The organism is Nitrospirillum bahiense (genome assembly GCF_007828025.1).
Classification (GTDB): Bacteria; Pseudomonadota; Alphaproteobacteria; order Azospirillales; family Azospirillaceae; genus Nitrospirillum; species Nitrospirillum amazonense.
Genome location: NZ_VITO01000035.1, coordinates 31,163 through 47,013, shown reverse-complemented (window position 1 = coordinate 47,013; position 15,851 = coordinate 31,163). Strand labels below are relative to the sequence as shown.

The 15,851-nt window shown below is 67.8% G+C and carries 9 protein-coding genes; 4 read left to right on the top strand and 5 right to left on the bottom strand.

Annotated features, from left to right (window positions below; all coding sequences use genetic code 11):
• Positions 1–277 precede the first annotated feature (277 nt).
• The 3 genes from FBZ88_RS29430 to FBZ88_RS30445 are packed head-to-tail and all read left to right on the top strand — an operon-like array spanning position 278 to position 3,371.
• A complete protein-coding gene (locus tag FBZ88_RS29430; RefSeq protein WP_145620544.1) occupies positions 278–1,786 on the top strand; it encodes an AMP nucleosidase in 1,509 nt (502 codons plus the stop codon).
• The gene (locus tag FBZ88_RS29425; RefSeq protein WP_145620543.1) at positions 1,786–2,358 is read left to right on the top strand and encodes a septation protein A; all 573 of its coding nucleotides are present in this window, start codon (positions 1,786–1,788) and stop codon (positions 2,356–2,358) included. Before FBZ88_RS29430 ends, FBZ88_RS29425 begins: the two co-directional genes overlap by 1 nt.
• A 2-nt stretch (positions 2,359–2,360) precedes the next feature.
• Positions 2,361–3,371: a hypothetical protein gene (locus FBZ88_RS30445; protein ID WP_186464659.1), complete on the top strand. Its 1,011-nt coding sequence runs from the start codon at positions 2,361–2,363 to the stop codon at positions 3,369–3,371.
• On the opposite strand, the gene FBZ88_RS29415 is transcribed toward FBZ88_RS30445, so the two are convergent.
• Complete coding sequence (locus FBZ88_RS29415) at positions 3,368–6,055, bottom strand: YfhO family protein (RefSeq protein ID WP_145620541.1); 2,688 nt, start codon at positions 6,053–6,055, stop codon at positions 3,368–3,370. The two genes, FBZ88_RS30445 and FBZ88_RS29415, sit on opposite strands and share 4 nt — an antisense overlap.
• Before the next feature lie 255 nt (positions 6,056–6,310).
• Here FBZ88_RS29415 and FBZ88_RS29410 point away from each other — a divergent pair, with 255 nt between their 5' ends.
• Positions 6,311–6,637, top strand: coding sequence for a hypothetical protein (locus tag FBZ88_RS29410; protein WP_145620540.1), 327 nt, complete (start codon positions 6,311–6,313; stop codon positions 6,635–6,637).
• Here FBZ88_RS29410 and FBZ88_RS29405 read toward each other — a convergent pair.
• The 4 genes from FBZ88_RS29405 to FBZ88_RS29390 form a co-directional block, all read right to left on the bottom strand.
• A complete protein-coding gene (locus FBZ88_RS29405; RefSeq protein WP_145620539.1) occupies positions 6,621–9,290 on the bottom strand; it encodes a glycosyltransferase family protein in 2,670 nt (889 codons plus the stop codon). The two genes, FBZ88_RS29410 and FBZ88_RS29405, sit on opposite strands and share 17 nt — an antisense overlap.
• Before the next feature lie 8 nt (positions 9,291–9,298).
• Positions 9,299–11,971, bottom strand: coding sequence for a hypothetical protein (locus tag FBZ88_RS29400; RefSeq protein WP_145620538.1), 2,673 nt, complete (start codon positions 11,969–11,971; stop codon positions 9,299–9,301).
• A gap of 86 nt (positions 11,972–12,057) precedes the next feature.
• The gene (locus FBZ88_RS29395) at positions 12,058–14,793 is read right to left on the bottom strand and encodes a hypothetical protein (RefSeq protein ID WP_145620537.1); all 2,736 of its coding nucleotides are present in this window, start codon (positions 14,791–14,793) and stop codon (positions 12,058–12,060) included.
• 259 nt (positions 14,794–15,052) lie between these two features.
• Complete coding sequence (locus FBZ88_RS29390; protein WP_040844278.1) at positions 15,053–15,835, bottom strand: succinate dehydrogenase iron-sulfur subunit; 783 nt, start codon at positions 15,833–15,835, stop codon at positions 15,053–15,055.
• Positions 15,836–15,851 lie beyond the last annotated feature (16 nt).

Sequence of the window (15,851 nt, the reverse complement as noted above, 5' to 3'; positions counted from 1 at the left end):
CAATCGATGGCTTCCTATGAATCATCCTTCTACGGCGAAGGCTACACGCTTATGCCAGCTCCGCTGTCAACCAGCGCTTCAAGCGATTGCCCTGCGGTCATCAGGGTGCGCTTGACAGAGGCCCGGTCCTTGACCAACTATGAAGGATGAAGCCGCACACGGGGAAAGCCCGGTGCGGCTTTTCTATTTTTTAAAAGACTTTGCTGACGAAGGGGTCCGCCGACGGCAATCCGGCTGTGGGCGGGAAGGACCCCAGAATAAAAGAGGAGTTTTCCGATTGAACGCACCGGTTTCCCTGCAGGCTGACAAGGTCGTCACCTTCACCGACGCGGATGCCGCCTTCACCCATGTGCTGACGCTGTACAATGACGCGGTCGGGTATTTGCGGGCCCGCTTCCAGGATTATGCCAGGGGCGAGAGTTTCACCGGCCGGGTGCGCCGCTTCTATCCATTCGTGCAGGTGACGGTGGACCATGAGCCTCGGGTGGACAGCCGCCTGGCCTATGGCTTCGTTTCCGGTCCCGGCACCTACCGCACCACGCTGACGCGGCCCGACCTTTACGCCCATTACTACCGCCACCAGTTCCAGCAGCTGCTGCGCAACCACACCACAAGCATCGAGGTGGGGGTGAGCGACATGCCCATCCCCATCCAGTTCGCCTTCCCGGAAGGCATGCATGTGGAAGGGGACCTGCCGCCGGAACATTTGCGCAAACTGCGCGAGGTGTTCGACCTGCCCGACCTGGCGGTCATGGACGACAGCATCGTCAATGGCACCTACGAATGCCCGCCGGGCTCGCCCGAGCCGTTGGCCCTGTTCACCGGCCCGCGCGTGGACTACAGCCTGCACCGCCTGAAGCACTATTCCGCCACGGCGCCGGACCACTTCCAGAACTACGTGCTGTTCACCAACTACCAGTTCTACATCGACGAGTTCGTGCGCCGGGGGCTGGAGACCATGCAGCCCTCGGACGATCCGGAGGTGCAGACCTACCGCTCGCAATACGTGGCCTTCGTCGAGCCCGGCGACCACGTGACCTTCAACCAGGCGCTGGAGCCCGGCCGCGCCAATGAGGGGGAGCGGGTGAAGCGCCTGCCCCAGATGCCCGCCTATCACCTGAAGCGGGCGGACGGCAACGGCATCACCATCGTCAACATCGGTGTCGGCCCCAGCAACGCCAAGACCATCACCGACCACATCGCCGTGTTGCGGCCCCACGTCTGGCTGATGCTGGGCCACTGCGCCGGTCTGCGTGAGACGCAACGCCTGGGCGACTATGTCCTGGCCCACGGCTATGTGCGCGAGGACAAGGTGCTGGACGCCGACCTGCCCACCTGGATCCCCGTGCCGCCCCTGGCCGAGGTGCAGGTGGCCCTGGAAAAGGCGGTGGGCCACGTCACCGGGCTGGAGGGCTGGGAGCTGAAGAGCCTCATGCGCACCGGCACGGTCGCTACCATCGACAACCGCAATTGGGAACTGCGCGACTACCGCGAGCCGGTGCAGCGCTTCAGCCAGAGCCGCGCCATCGCGCTGGACATGGAATCGGCCACCATCGCCGCCAACGGCTTCCGCTTCCGCGTGCCCTACGGCACCCTGCTGTGCGTGTCGGACAAGCCGCTGCATGGTGAGCTGAAGCTGCCCGGCATGGCCAACCACTTCTATCGCGCCCGGGTGGACCAGCACCTGGCCATCGGCATGCTGGCCATGGAGCTGATGCGGGAGAACGGGCTGGAGCGGCTGCACAGCCGCAAGCTGCGCAGCTTCGTCGAGGCGGCGTTCCAGTAATGTCCCAGCTGATCCGTCTGCTCCTGGAATGGGGCCCGTTGGTCGTCTTCTTCGTGGCCAACGCCAAGGGTGGGATCATGGTCGCCACCGCCGCCTTCATGGTGGCGGCGGTGGTGGCCCTGCCCATCTATCGCAAGCTGGATGGCAAGTGGCCGCTGATGCCGCTGGTCACCTGCGGCTTCGTGCTGGTGTTCGGCGGCCTGACCCTGTGGCTGAACGATGAGACCTTCATCAAGGTGAAGGCCACCATCATCTATCTGCTGTTCGCCCTGGCCCTGGCCGTGGGCGTGGCCCTGCGCCGCAACCTTCTGGCCCAGGTGCTGGTGGGTGTGGATCTGGACCAGGATGGCTGGCGCCGCCTGACCGTGCGCTGGATGGCCTTCTTCCTGGTGCTGGCCGGCGCCAACGAGGTGGCGTGGCGCTTCCTCACCACCGACCAGTGGGTGGCCTACAAGTCCTTCGTCGTCATTCCGCTGTTCGTGCTGTTCAGCATGGCTCAGGTGCCCCTGATCCTGAAGCATCAGGTGCCGGAAGCCGGGGACGGGGCGAACGGCCAGGGCGGCGGAGCGTAAGGATGCGCAAGCGGCGCAGCGGACTGGCGGTGGCGCTGATGCTGGGCCTGGCGGCCTGCGCCAGCAACAATGCCCAGGAACACGGCACCGCCCTGCATCATCTGGGCGGCCCCGCCGATGGGGTGGTGCTGCCGCCGGTGGAGAGCGGGCCGCAAGCCACGGCTGATGCCGCCACGTCCCAAGGGGTGCCGGTGCCCTCGGGCGCGCAGCCAGGCACGACGCCCAGCCCCCGCAAGCGTCCAGCCCCCTCGGCGGCTGCCCCGGCCCAACCCGCCACGGCGGCCGGGCCGTTCGCCCCGCCCCCGGACACCGGCATCCAGGAGGTGGTGGTGACGCCCCTGGACGTCAGCGGCTATTGGAAGATCACCGCCCGCTCCACCTTCGGCCTGGGCGATTCGGCTTTCTACAAGCGCTATGAGAACGATACCCACATCTGCCGGTTCGAGCAGACGCGCGGCCGCCTGCGGGCCTATTGCCCCCTGCTGGACTCGGTAGGAGAAGGGGAGCTGGAGGAGCGCCATCTCAGCCTGTCATGGAGCCTGGCGGGTGGCATCGCCTTCCATGTCGATGCCGAGGTCGAGGGAACGGCGGGCCAGCAATTATCCTTCACCGGCCAGGCCAACGGCCGGCTGGCGGGCTTCCTGCCGGTGACGGCGCAGGTGCCGGCGCGCGGCGCGCACTTCGAACCGCCGGCGGACGCGGCCCCGCCCAGCCTGGCGGCCCTGCGCCAGGCCTTGGCCGATTGGGACGGCGGCCAGCTGACGCCCGGCCTCTACACCCCCAACCTGCTGCCCCGCCTGAGCAAGCTGCTGGCCCGTCCGAACCGCGCCGCGGGGCGGGGCGCCTTGCAAGGGCTGCGCTACATCGGCAGCATCGAGCGCGCGCTGAACAAGAAGGACGCGCCCGACGCCCGCGTCAGCCATGACGTCTATGAGGCGCGGTACGCCAGCGGTACCTGGCTGTGCGTGGTCCACCTGGACGCTGATGGCAAGATCAGCGATTTCGCCTGTTAGCTGCCAGCGCGGGACGCTTCCTCCCGCCACCTCCATGTCCGCCATCCCAGGGCCGTCAGCAACAGGCCGGCGGCGAAGGCCGCGTATCCCAGGGGCATGAAGGGCGGGCGGAAGCGGAACTCCACCACCGACCGGCCCGCGGGCAGGGCGACCTGCTGGAACAGTTCCCCCTGTCGCAGGACGGGGCTGTCCTGGCCGTTGACCGTAGCTGTCCATCCCGGCAGGTAGAGTTCCCGCCGCGTCAGCGTTGCCGGCGCGGGACAATCCACGGTCGCCTGTACGCGCACGGTGGCATCCACCACGCATCCGTCAGCCTGGAAATAGGGCGCCGGGGGCTGGCGCATCTCATAAATGTCCATGACGGCATCGGAATAGACAGGCGCATCCACGAAGGCCGGGACGGGGGCTCCCATGCCGATGACGGCTTCCCATCCCGGCTTGGGCGCGCCGTCCAGGGCCAGGGCGCGGGGCCGGTCGGCATGGCCTTGGATGGCCCAGATGACCACCGGCACCGCGCCGCCGGACTTGCGCCATTCCAGGGTGACCGGCGCGCTGCCGGGCGGCAGGGGGTGGTCCAGCGAGATGCGGGCATAGCGGCCGTCACGGGCGGCGGCCAAATCGGTGCGCCCGGTGGCGCAGACTTCGCCCCGGCACGCCGTTACCAGCAAAGCCCCGTCGCTCTTGTCGCCGTAGGTCCCCAGCATGACGCTGACGTCATGCACCTCATTCCCCGCCGGGTAATCCGGCACCGCCAGCGTCACCCGCGTGCCGTCGTCCAGGCGCAGGGGCTGGTGGCCAGGGTCGTTCGGGTCCTGGCCGGCATCCCATCCGAAGGGCGAAATCCCGGGCGGGGCGACCACGTATTTGACGCCCACCTCGCGGAAGGCGTCCAGGTTGCGCATCAGGTTTTGCGCCTGGCTGCCCCGGCTGGGGTCCAGGTGCCCATAGGGGCCGAAGGTCACGCCGGTGGTGTTGTCGTCCAGATGGTCGTGGACGTAGCGCGTCCAGTCGGCAGGCAGGGGCAGGTCATCGTGGTTCAGGCTGGCGACCCCGTAAAAGGACCCGTAGTTGGGCTGTATCGGGCCCAGGGTGTAAAAGCGCTGCAGCCCCAAATTCTGCCGCAGGAAGTGGATGCCCCCCAGTTGCAGCGTGCCGGCCTTGACCGTCCACACCGCCGGTACCAGGAACAGGGCGATGGCCTCCACGACGGCGAAGGCCGCCAGGCCCTGGGCCTGGCGCCGGCCATCCAGGCGCCGGAATGCCAGGATGCAGACACCAAGCGCCAAGGCCGCGGTGCAGCCCATCGATAGCCGGTACCATGTCAGGACGGCGGTATCGTTGAAGCGGCCCCATGACAGGACGGCGGCGGCCAGCACCAGCAGCGCCAGGGCGGCGGCCCCCTTCCGGAAAAGCGGGCGGGCCCAAAATCGCCGCATGTCGCCGGCCTGGGCCAGGTCGTGACAGGCCAGACCGGCCAGGACGGCCAGGGCGAATTCGAAAGAGGGCGGCAGATAGCGCGTGAAGATGCTGTTGGTGACCATGGGCACGGCGGTGACCAGGTGTGTCAGGCCGGGCACGCCGTAGAGGGTGGCAATGGTGAAGAGCGACCATGCGCCCAAGGCTAGGCGCAGGCCGCGCCACCGCTGCGCCCACAGGCCCATCACCGCCATGGCCGGCATCATCACGCCGACATAGCCCCCGGCCCGCCCCCAGAAGACGCCGGCGTCTGGGGTGGTGGCGTCCGTCAGCCGCCCATGAAGGTAAGGCATCAGCAGGGTGATGAGGCGTTCCTGACCCAGGCGAACATAACGATAGCCTTCGCCGCCATGGGCGCCCACGAAAGCGTGCGGCAGGTATCCCAGGAAGGCGATCAGGATGGGGGCGGCCAGCAGGACGCCAGCCCCGACGCCCAGCGCCAGGCGCGCCAGGTACATCGCGGCTTGGCGGCGTTCCAGGCCGGGCAGGCGGGCCATGGTCCAGGCGGCGGCCAGCAGCCCGTCCAGGTAGGCCATTTCCGGAAAGCCGGCGTACAGGGACAGCGCCACCCCCAGCCCGATCCAACCCCAGCCGCCCTGGCGCGTCCCCTCGCGGCCGGCGATCACAGTCAGACGGACATCCTCAACCCCCAGCAGGATCATGGGCAGGAAGCAGATGGGGTTGATGACGGCGTTGGCCAGCCAGGCGTACGTTCCGTTGAATTCGAACAGCAGGGCGGCGGTGCCGGCGGCCAGGGCGCCCGTGCCCAAGCGGCGCATCACCAGCACGGTGAAGATGCCGGCGATGATCTGCATCGCGATGTGCATGTAAAGCTGGCCGTCCGGCAGGGCCAGCAGCGGCGTCAGGGGGAACAGCGCCGCCGACTGCATCTCCCCCGCCAACGGCATGCCCACGCCCTCATACGGGTTCCACCAGGGCAGGTGGCCGGATAGCAGGTCCAGGGCCGCGCGATGCCCCAGCGTCTGGCTGGTGAAGCCGACGTTGGGGTCCAGGGACGACACCCCGTCGGCGTTCAGCCCGGTGACCAGGTCGCTGTTCATCAGGGCCGGGTTGGCCAGGCGCAGATGCAGGATTTGGTGCAGCTTGGCCAGCACAGGCATCAGCACCGCCAGGATGAACGCCGTGCGAAAGCCGTTGCGGCTGTTCCGGTCCGGCGGTGCGCCTGCGGCTGCGGGCATCTGGGGCATTGGCGGTCCTGCGGCTGGAGATGTTGGGACTGGATCCCTCAATGGTCCGTGGATTTCAAGTCCCGCAAGGCCCTACCGCCCTGGATTGAATCCCTTGCGTTTGAATCTCTTGCGTTACGGTGGGATGGCCCCGCGTTACCGCCCCGTAAATTCGGGTAACCTCCTGGTTTCGCCGCCTTGTCCTTCCCCACCGTCCTTGTAGAGAGGGCGGGCGCGCCGTCGCGCGCCATTGCCATATAAGGGGAGAATGGGGCCATGCGTAACCGGGTGATCTTGGGGGCCGCCATCGGCTGCCTATCCTTGAGCGGCTGCGTCATCAACGCCGACGACAGCGGCCACCACTACGACATGCCGCGCACGGCCACGACCGTCTGCCGGCGTGAGGTCGACCATGTGTACGACGACTATTACAAGATCGCCTTCGACCTGCCGGTCCTGGCCACTGAGGCGGATGGGCGGCAGACGGTGGTTCAGCCCTTCACCCTAATGCCCCGCCGCGACATTACCGCCGCCGCCGGCCGCCATGTCATGCGCTGCGTCGTCAAGGACACCGCCCTGATCTCGGTCAGCGAGGATCGCTGAGGTTTCGTCGCCGGCCCTGGCCCATGCCAAGCACGGTCAAGGCCAAGCCGGCGGCGAGGGCGCCGTAGCCCCAGCCCATGCGCGGCGGGGTATAGCGAAAAACAACCTCCGACCGGCCGGCGGGCAGGTCGACCTTCTGGAACAGCGGGCCGTCGGCCGCCACGGCCTGTTCCCGGCCGTTCACGGTGGCCCTCCAGCCCGGCATGAACAGCTCCAGCCGGGTCAGTGTGGCCGGGGCGGCGCAATCGGCCGCCAGCCGTTCCCGGCTGACGGGCGCCAAGTGGCAGCCGTCGGCGCCGAAGTACGGCCGGGGGTCGGGCAGCGCGTCGATCTGCATCACGTCGTCGCGGAAGACGGGGCCGCCGCCTTCAACGGTTGGTCCGGCATCGGCTGGCTCGGCCGCGACCAAGGCGAAGGCGACATGGGGCTCCACGCCCGTGATCGATCCGCCGTTCAGGGTGAGGGCTCGCCCCGTATCCGTCCCCGCCGTCCACATGGCCAGGCCGAAACGCTTGCGTCCGCCCACCCGGCTGACCGCCAGCGTCAGGGGCGCGTCACCCGCCAGCGGAACGGTTCCAGACAGCGGAACCAGAATATAGCTGCCACCGACGACGTCCGATAAGGCGTGCCCGCCGTCGGCGCATATGGTGCCGGCGCACAGGCGCAGTGTCAGGCGGCCGTCGGCGGCGCCGTTCTTCAGGGAACTGACATGCAGGCCCACGGCGGACACATGGCCGCGCCTGGCATCGAATGGCACCCGGCTGGCGCCCGCCGGCAGGGTCAGGATCGCCGTATCCCCGTCGGCCAGGGCGAGCGGCCGTTGGCTCTGGTCGACCATCCCGGGGGGAGCCCAGTCAAAGGGGCCTTTGCCTGGTAGGGAAACGACGTAGCGCACGCCCATGTCACGATAGGCGTCCGGGTCGCGCCGCAGATTTTCCACCGCGGTGGGCCCTGTGGCGGCGCGGCGGTCCCGGCCGTCGAAGGCGATGGGATAGGTGTTGTCGTCCAGTCGTTGAACGACATGGTCCACCCAGGTGGCCGGCAGGGGCAGGTTGTTGTGGTTGATACCGCCAATGCCGTAATAGGCGCTGTAGTTGGGCTGTATGGGACCCAGGGTGTAAAAGCGCTGCAGGCCCAGATGGCTTCGCAGGAAGGCGATGCCGTCTTCCCGGAGGTCGCCGGCACTCGGATAGAACACGGTGGGTATCAGCAGCAGCAGTACCGCCTCGGCCACCGCCAGGCCCCCCAGCCAGCCGGCGCGGCGATGGTTGGCGGGAGTTGACCGGCGCAGGATGATGGCCATGCCCCCCAGGACCACCGCGGCCACCGCCAGCGAGCCCCAAAGCCAGGGCGAGCGGTACGGCTTCAGCGCCAGCAGGGGGGCGGCGAGGCCCACGGCCAGCGCGACGAAAGCCAGTGCCGCCAGGAAACCCAGCCATTGCCGGCGCGTTGGCTTTGCTGCTTCCGTCAGATCCTGGCAGGCCAGTCCCGCCAGGACGGCCAGGGCGAAGGCCACCGAGGGGGCGAAATAGCGGAAGAACATGGCCCAGCCGACGCCCGGGATGGCGGTCACCAGGGTGTTGGCCACCGGCAGGCCGTACATGGCGCCGGTGACGATGGCGATCCAGCCCGCCAAGGCCAGGCGCAGGGGACGCAGGTGGGTGCCAACCGCGCCGATCATGCCCAGGGCCAGCAAGCCCACACCGGCGTAACCGCCCACCCCCCCCCAGAAGCCGAAGCTTTCGGCCGTGCCGGGGTCGCTCAGCCGGCCCAGGGCATAAGGCAGGACCAGCGTGATCAGGCGGGCGGCGGACAGGTGCACCTGGCGGAAGCCGCCGTTGCTGTGATCGCCCAGGTTGGCGTCCGGCAGATAGCCCAGGAAGGCGACCAGGATGGGCCCCGCCACCAGCAGGCCGCCCATTGCGCCCAGCGCCACCCGCGCAAGGTAATCCGCCCGCTGCCGGTTAGAAAGGCCCGCCAGCCGTGCCAGCGTCCAGACGCCGACCAGCAAACCGTTGAAATAGGCGACCTCGGGGAAGCCGGCATAGAGCGACAACGCCAGGCCCAGGATGATCCAGGCCCAGCCGCCGCGCCCGCCCGCCTGGACGCGGGCCCGCACGGTTTCCACGCCCAGCAGGGTCATCGGCAGGAAGCAGATGGGATTGACGACGGCATTGCCCAGCCAGGCGTATGTGCCGTTGAATTCGAACAGCAGGGCCGCCACGGCGCATGCCATCGGTGCCAGGCCCAGCCGCCGCAGCAGCGTCCAGGTGAAGAGGCCGGCCAGGATCTGCAGGCTGATGTGCATGTAGAGCTGCCCATTGGACAGGGCCAGCAGCATTGTCAGCGGGAACAGGGCGGCGGACTGCATGTCGCCGGCCAGAGGCATGCCGATGCCGGAATAGGGATTCCACCAGGGAATGGTGCCCGACAGCCAGTCCAGCGCCGCGCGGTGGCCCAGGGCTTGGCTGGTGTACGCAATATTGGGGTCAAGCGTGGCCAGGCTGCGCCTGAGGACGTTGGCGGCGATGCCGCTTTCCAGGAAGCGGGCATCGGCCAGGCGCCAGCCCAGGATCAGGTGCAGCTTGGCCAGGATCGGGGCGATGAGGACAAGGAACAGCGGCCTGCGGCTGCTGGCGGCATCTGATGTCATTGTTGTCGTCAAGGTGTCGCGACGGAACGTCGGTTACGGGCGAAGGGCAGGGCGCTGGCTGCCGCCAAACCAAGCCCGACAAGGAAGGCGGCATAGCCCCAGGCCATGTGGGGCGGCTGATAGTGGAAGCGCACGTCCGACCGGCCGGCGGGCAGGTCGATCCTCTGGAACAGCGGGCCGTCCTGGCCGACCGTCCGCGGCGTCCCGTTCACGGTTGCCGTCCAGCCCGGCATGAACAGTTCCAGGCGCGTCAGCGTGGCCGGGGCGGGGCAGTCGGCTGTCACCCTCTCACGGCTGGCGGGCGTCAGCCGGCATCCCTCGGCTGTGAAATAGGGGCGGGCGCCGGGCAACTCGACGATGTCCATGACCTCATCGCCGGCCACGGGGGAGGCGAAGCGCAAGGTCACTTGCGGATCCCGTGCCGGTGCCGGCGTGGTCCACAGCCCCACGGGGAAGTCGCCCCCGACCTTGCGGAAGGTGATGGTCATGGGGCCCGCCCAAGGCACAGGCGTGTCCAAGGGGATGGACAGGTACTGGTTGTCGGCCGCCGTGGCCAGGTCCCGGCGTCCTTCCGCGCAGCGGTCGGCGGCGCAGAAGCGCACGGCCAGCGTGCCCTTGCTCTGTCCCACATACGTGGCCACCAGGACGCCGACCGACCGCACCTCGCGGTCGGCGGCCATGGACGGGTCAGGCGGCAGGACCAGGCTGGCGCTGCCGCCGTCGTCCAGGCGCAAGACCTCGGTCATGCTGACGGGCACGCCTGGCGGCTTCCAGTCGAAGGGGCTTTGGCCGGTGGGCGCCACCAGGTACTTCACGCCCAGGGCCCGATAGGCGTCCAGATTGGCGCGCAGGTTCTCCAGGGCGGTCGGTCCCCCCGCCACCTTGCGGTCATGGCCGTCGAAGGCCGATTCGATGGTGTTGTTGTCCAGATGGGTGAAAACGTGGTCCACCCAGGCCGCGGGCAGCGGCAGGTCGTTGTGATTGATGCCCGCGATACCGTAATAGGCGCTGTAGTTGGGCTGGATGGGCCCCAGGGTGTAGAAGCGCTGCAGGCCCAGGTTGTTTTGCAGGAATTCCACGCCGGCCGTCTGTAGCCGGCCGCTTTTGGGATAATTGCGCAGGGGCAGCACGAACAGGACCACCGCTTCGGCGACGGCTGCGGTGCCCAGTACCCAAGCCCGCGTGCGGTTGCTGAAGGTGCCGCCGCCCAGTTCGCGGACGGCCAGCAGCGCCACCACGGCGTAAATCAGCGACCGGGCCAGGATGGGCACGAAGGGGGCGTTCATGTACAGCCGATGGGACAGCCAAAGCGGCGCCACCAAGCATGCCACGCCCGCGGCCAAGCCGCCCCAGTAGACGAGCCCGGGTCGTCGTTCCGCCGCCCGCTCCGCCAGGTCATGGCAGGCCAGGCCGGCCAGCACGGCCAGCGCGAACGAGATCGACGGGTTGAAGTACCGGAAGAACATCGCGTCGCCGACCGCCGGGATGGCGGTGAGCAAGGCCACCATCGCATGCTGGCCATAGACCGCGCCCGTCACCACCACGCACCAACCGGCCAGCGTCAGCCGCAACCCGCGCAGCCAGGGGCGCCAGACCGCCATCGCGGCCACCACCACCAGGACCAGGCCGGTATAACCGCCGACGGCGCCCCAGAATATGAAGGCCTGCGCGTCCGGCGTATGGCCCAACTCACCCAGGGCATAGGGCAGGAACAGGGTCAGCAGGCGCTGGATGTCGAGATGCGAATGACGGAAGCCGCCGGCGGCATGGTTGCCCAGATAGCCGTGGCCCAGATACTCCCCGAAGGCGATGAGGATGGGGGCGGCCAGCAGCAGGCCGGCCACCGTCCCGGTGGCGACACGCGCCATATACGCCATGGAGCGGCCCCCCAGGCCTGCCAGCCGTGCCAGGGTCCAGAGGGCGATCAGCAGACCGTTGAAATAGGCGACTTCGGGGAAGCCGGCGTAAAGCGACAGCGCCAGGCCGCCGGCGATCCATCCCCAGCCGCCCGTCTGGCCGGCCAGCGCGCGCCCCCGCGCCTCTTCCACGCCCAGCAACACCATGGGAAGGAAAGGGATGGGGTTGATGACGGCATTGGCCAGCCAGGCGAAGGTGCCGTTGAACTCGAACAGCAGGCTGGCCACGATGGCGCCCAACGCCGTGACCCCCAGGCGCCGCATGAGCAGCCAGGTGAAGACGCCCGATGCGATCTGCAGGCCGATGTGCAGGTACAACTGGCCGTTCGGCAGGGCCAGCAACAGGGTGGGCGGGAACAGGGCGGCGGATTGCATGTCGCCGGCCAGCGGCATGCCGATGCCGGAATAAGGGTTCCACCAGGGAATGTGGCCGGACAGCCAGTCCAGCGCCGCGCGATGCCCCAAGGCATGACTGGTGTAGGCGATGTTGGGGTCCAGCGTGGACAGCCCGTCGCGCGTGACGCCGCTGGCCAGCCAGCCTTCGACGAAACGCGGGTCCGCCAGGCGCCAGCCCAGGATCAGGCCGAGCTTGGCCAGAATGGGGGCGAGGATGAGCAGGGTGATGGCCCGGAAGCCGCTGGAGCGCCACAGAGACGCATGGATTATCGCGCCGGTGGGCTGTGGCGGCAGGCGTTGCATCAAGCTGCTGGGCAAGGCGTCCATCTCGGTGGTGGAGAGGCGGATTGATCCTTCCTCATCGGCCATGGCGGACACTTTTGCAACCGGCCTGTTCCGATGACGCCCGCCATTCTCGCCCTCCAAAACGGCGCCCCAGGGAAACACCGCGACCGTCAGCGAGGACCGCTGCCGCCGGTTTCCAGCGGGAAGGAGGGGCGTCCAGCGGGATGCAGCGACCACAGCAATACCCCTATCCCCAGCAGGAACAAGGCGTATCCCACCTGCATATAGGGCGGGCTGTAATTGAAGCGGACTTCCGAGCGCCCCGCCGGCAGGGAGATCCGCTGAAAGATGGGTCCATCCGGCCGAACCTCCTGCCGCGGCATGCCGACCACGTCGGCGGTCCAACCGGGCAGGAACAATTCCTGGCGTTTCAGGATACTGGCCGCCGCGCAGTCGGCGACCAGTCTGTCCCGCGCTTCCGCCTGCAATTGGCAGCCCTCGGCGGAGAAATAGGGTGCCGGATCGGGCAATTCGAAAATGGTCATGGCCCGGTCGGTATAGACTCGCGACGGGCCGCGATCGTCGGTCGCCAGATCGACGTTGATTCGCACCTCATGGGGCGGACCGGTGTAGCCATCCACGGTCAAGGTCATGCGGCTGTCGGATGAGGACGGGAACGACCAGAGCGCCACGGGGTAGGCGCCCGTCTTGCGCAGGGTGACCGTCAGGCGGTTCTTGGGCGGGGGGAGCGGATGGTCCAGCTTGATCGGCAGGAACTGGTTGTCGGTCGCCTGGGTCAGGTCAAGGACTTGGTCGGCGCACATGTCATCGGCGCAGATGGATGCCCGCAGCACGCCGTCGGATTTGCCACCATAGGTGCCGATCAGGACCCCAACGCCCTCGATGGGCTGTGGCAGGTCCGGTCGGTTCCATCCGATGACCGCCGTTCCGCCATCGGAGAGCGGGATGGGCAGGCCGCCCGGGCGGTCCACCCGGAACTCCCGAGGGGTCCATCTGAAGGGGTTGCCGGCGGCCGCAGTCACCACATAGCGCACGCCGACTTTCTCATACTCCGCGAGATTGGCGCGCAGGTTCTCCTCGACGGAGGGTCCATCGCCCGAGTTCCGTTGTTTGCCGTCGAATGCAATGTGGTGGACGTTGGCGTCCAGGTGCACCGCCACGTAATCGACCCAGGACCGGGGCAGCGGCAGGTCGTCATGATTGATGCCGGCGATACCGTAATAGGCGCCGTAATTGGGGGCGACAGGGCCCATGGAGAAGAAGCGCTGCAGACCCAGGTGCGCTTGCAGGAAGCGCACGCCGTCCTCGATCAGGATGCCTTTTGGCGGATTGGACGTCGTGGGGACCACGAACATGAGGACGGCCTCGACCGCGACGACGGCCCCGGCCGCCACGGCGCGCCGCCGGCCAGGCAGGCGTGCGACGCTGAGCAAGAAAAGGAGAAGGACGGTCAGAGCCGCCACGCACAGCGCGTTCCTAAACCAGTGCGAGGGGCGGGGCATCTCGACATAATAGTGGGCGGCGATGAGGAGACCCGCGGCCGCCGTCGCGCTTGCCAGCAGGACTCCGGCCAGCAGGGCCGGGGCCGGGCGACGCCCCATAGCCTGCGCGCCGGACTGGATCATGTCCTGGCACGCCAGTCCCGCCAGGATCGCGACGGAGAATTCCGCCGATGGCGGCAGATAGCGGAAAAAGGCGGCGTTGCCGACGGCCGGGATGCTGGTGATGAGCCGGCCGATGACCGGAAGGCCATAAATCGCGGCCAAAGCCGCCACGGTCCAGGCAGCCAAGGTCCAGCGCAAGCCACGCAACGGGCGTCCGAAACAGCCGGCGATGGCCAGGGCGGTGAGACCGATGGGCATGTAGCCGCCGACGCTGCCCCAGAACCAGCCACCCTCCCCCCCGGGCAAGTCAGCCAGCCGGCCGAACAGATACGGAATGGTCAGGTTGACGAAATGCTGCGCATCGACATGGGCGTCGCGAAAGCCGTTACCCTCGTGTCCGCCGACGAACGCGTACGGCAAATAGCCCAGGAAGGCGATGAGGATGGGGGCGGCCAGCGCCAGGCCACCGACGACACCCAACCCGACCCTGGCCGCGTAGGCGGTCAATACGGCCTTGGTGTGAAGCGGTAGCCTCGCCAGGGTCCAGGCCCCGACCAACAGGCCGTCGAGATAGGCGACCTCAGGGAAACCGGCATAGAGCGACAGCGCAAGCCCGGCCACGATCCAGGCCCATCCTCCGCGCAGGCCGGCCACCACCCGGTGCCGGACCTCCTCCACGCCCAATACCACCATGGGCAGGAAGGGGATGGGGTTGACGACGGCGTTCGCCAACCATGCGAACGTGCCGTTGAATTCGAACAGCAGCCCAGCCACGCCCGCAGCCAGGGCCGAGGTGCCCAGGCGCCGCATCAGCAACACCGTGAACAGGCCCGCCACCAGCTGCAGTGACAGGTGCATGTAGAGCTGCCCGTCGGGCAGGGCCAGCAGCAGGTTCAGCGGGAACAGGGCCGCGGACTGCATCTCCCCGGCCATGGGGCCGCCCACGCCCTCATAAGGGTTCCACCAGGGAATATGACCAGCCAACAGATCCAAGGCAGCCCGGTGTCCCAGCGCCTGACTGGTGATGGCGACATTAGGGTCCAGCGTGGCCAACCCTCTGGGCATCACGACATCGACGCCCAGGCCCGAATGCAGCAGGCGCGGGTCCGCGAGGCGGAACCCCAGGATGAGATGCAGCTTCGCCAACAGGGGCGCCACCAGCACCGCGATCACCGCCCATACGTGGTGCCTGCGCGCCGGGGCGGTGCGCGGGCTGGGCGATGGCGGCGGCGGCGTATCGTCGTTCGCCATGGTCGACGGGGCGGCGGTATTCAGGGCCATCAACTGTTCCGGGAATGGTGCTGTCCGCCACCCCAGTGGCATACCGGGTCGGAGGGGACATCTTTGCAAGACTGTGCCTGCTATCGCATACCCCTTTGCAAATTTACACGCCTATCGTGCTCTCTGGCCCACCACCGCCTTGTGGCCACCCCGTGGCGGCGCATATGAGAAAGGCCGCGACGGCGAACCGGCGCGGCCTTTCACTTTTTTGGGCGCAGGGGCGGCAAAAGGCGCCCCGGGGACCGTCTTCAAGGGAACATCAGGCGGCCCTGGCCACCATCAGCTTCTTGATCTCGGCGATGGCCTTCGCCGGGTTCAGGCCCTTGGGGCAGGTCTGGGTACAGTTCATGATGGTGTGGCAGCGGTACAGCCGGAAGGGGTCTTCCAGGTTGTCCAGACGCTCACCCGTCATTTCGTCGCGGCTGTCGGCGATCCAGCGGTAGGCCTGCAGCAGGATGGCCGGGCCCAGGTACTTGTCGCCGTTCCACCAATAGCTGGGGCAGCTGGTGGAGCAGCAGAAGCACAGGATGCACTCATAAAGGCCGTCCAGCTTCTCACGCTCCTCCGGGCTCTGCAGCCGCTCACGCGACGGCGCCGGGCTCTGGCTCTGCAGCCAGGGTTTGATGGAGGTGTACTGGGCGTAGATGGTGTTCAGGTCCGGCACCAGATCCTTCACCACCGGCATGTGCGGCAGCGGGTAGATCTTGACGTCGCCCTTCACGTCGTCGATGGCCTTCAGGCAGGCCAGCGTGTTGCGCCCGTCGATGTTCATGGCGCAAGAGCCGCAGATGCCCTCACGGCACGACCGGCGGAAGGTCAGCGTGCTGTCGATGTCGTTCTTAATGTGGATCAGGGCGTCCAGCACCATGGGGCCGCACTTGTCGAGATCGATCTCGTAGCGGTCCTCGGTGGGGTTGCTGCCCTTGTCCGGGTCATAGCGATAGATGCGGAAGGTCTTGGCCCGCTTGGTGGCGGACGTCTTCACCGACGTGGTCTTGCCGGTGTGAACCTTGGAATTGGCGGGAAGGGAGAACTCGGCCATGGCATCGGGTCCGTTC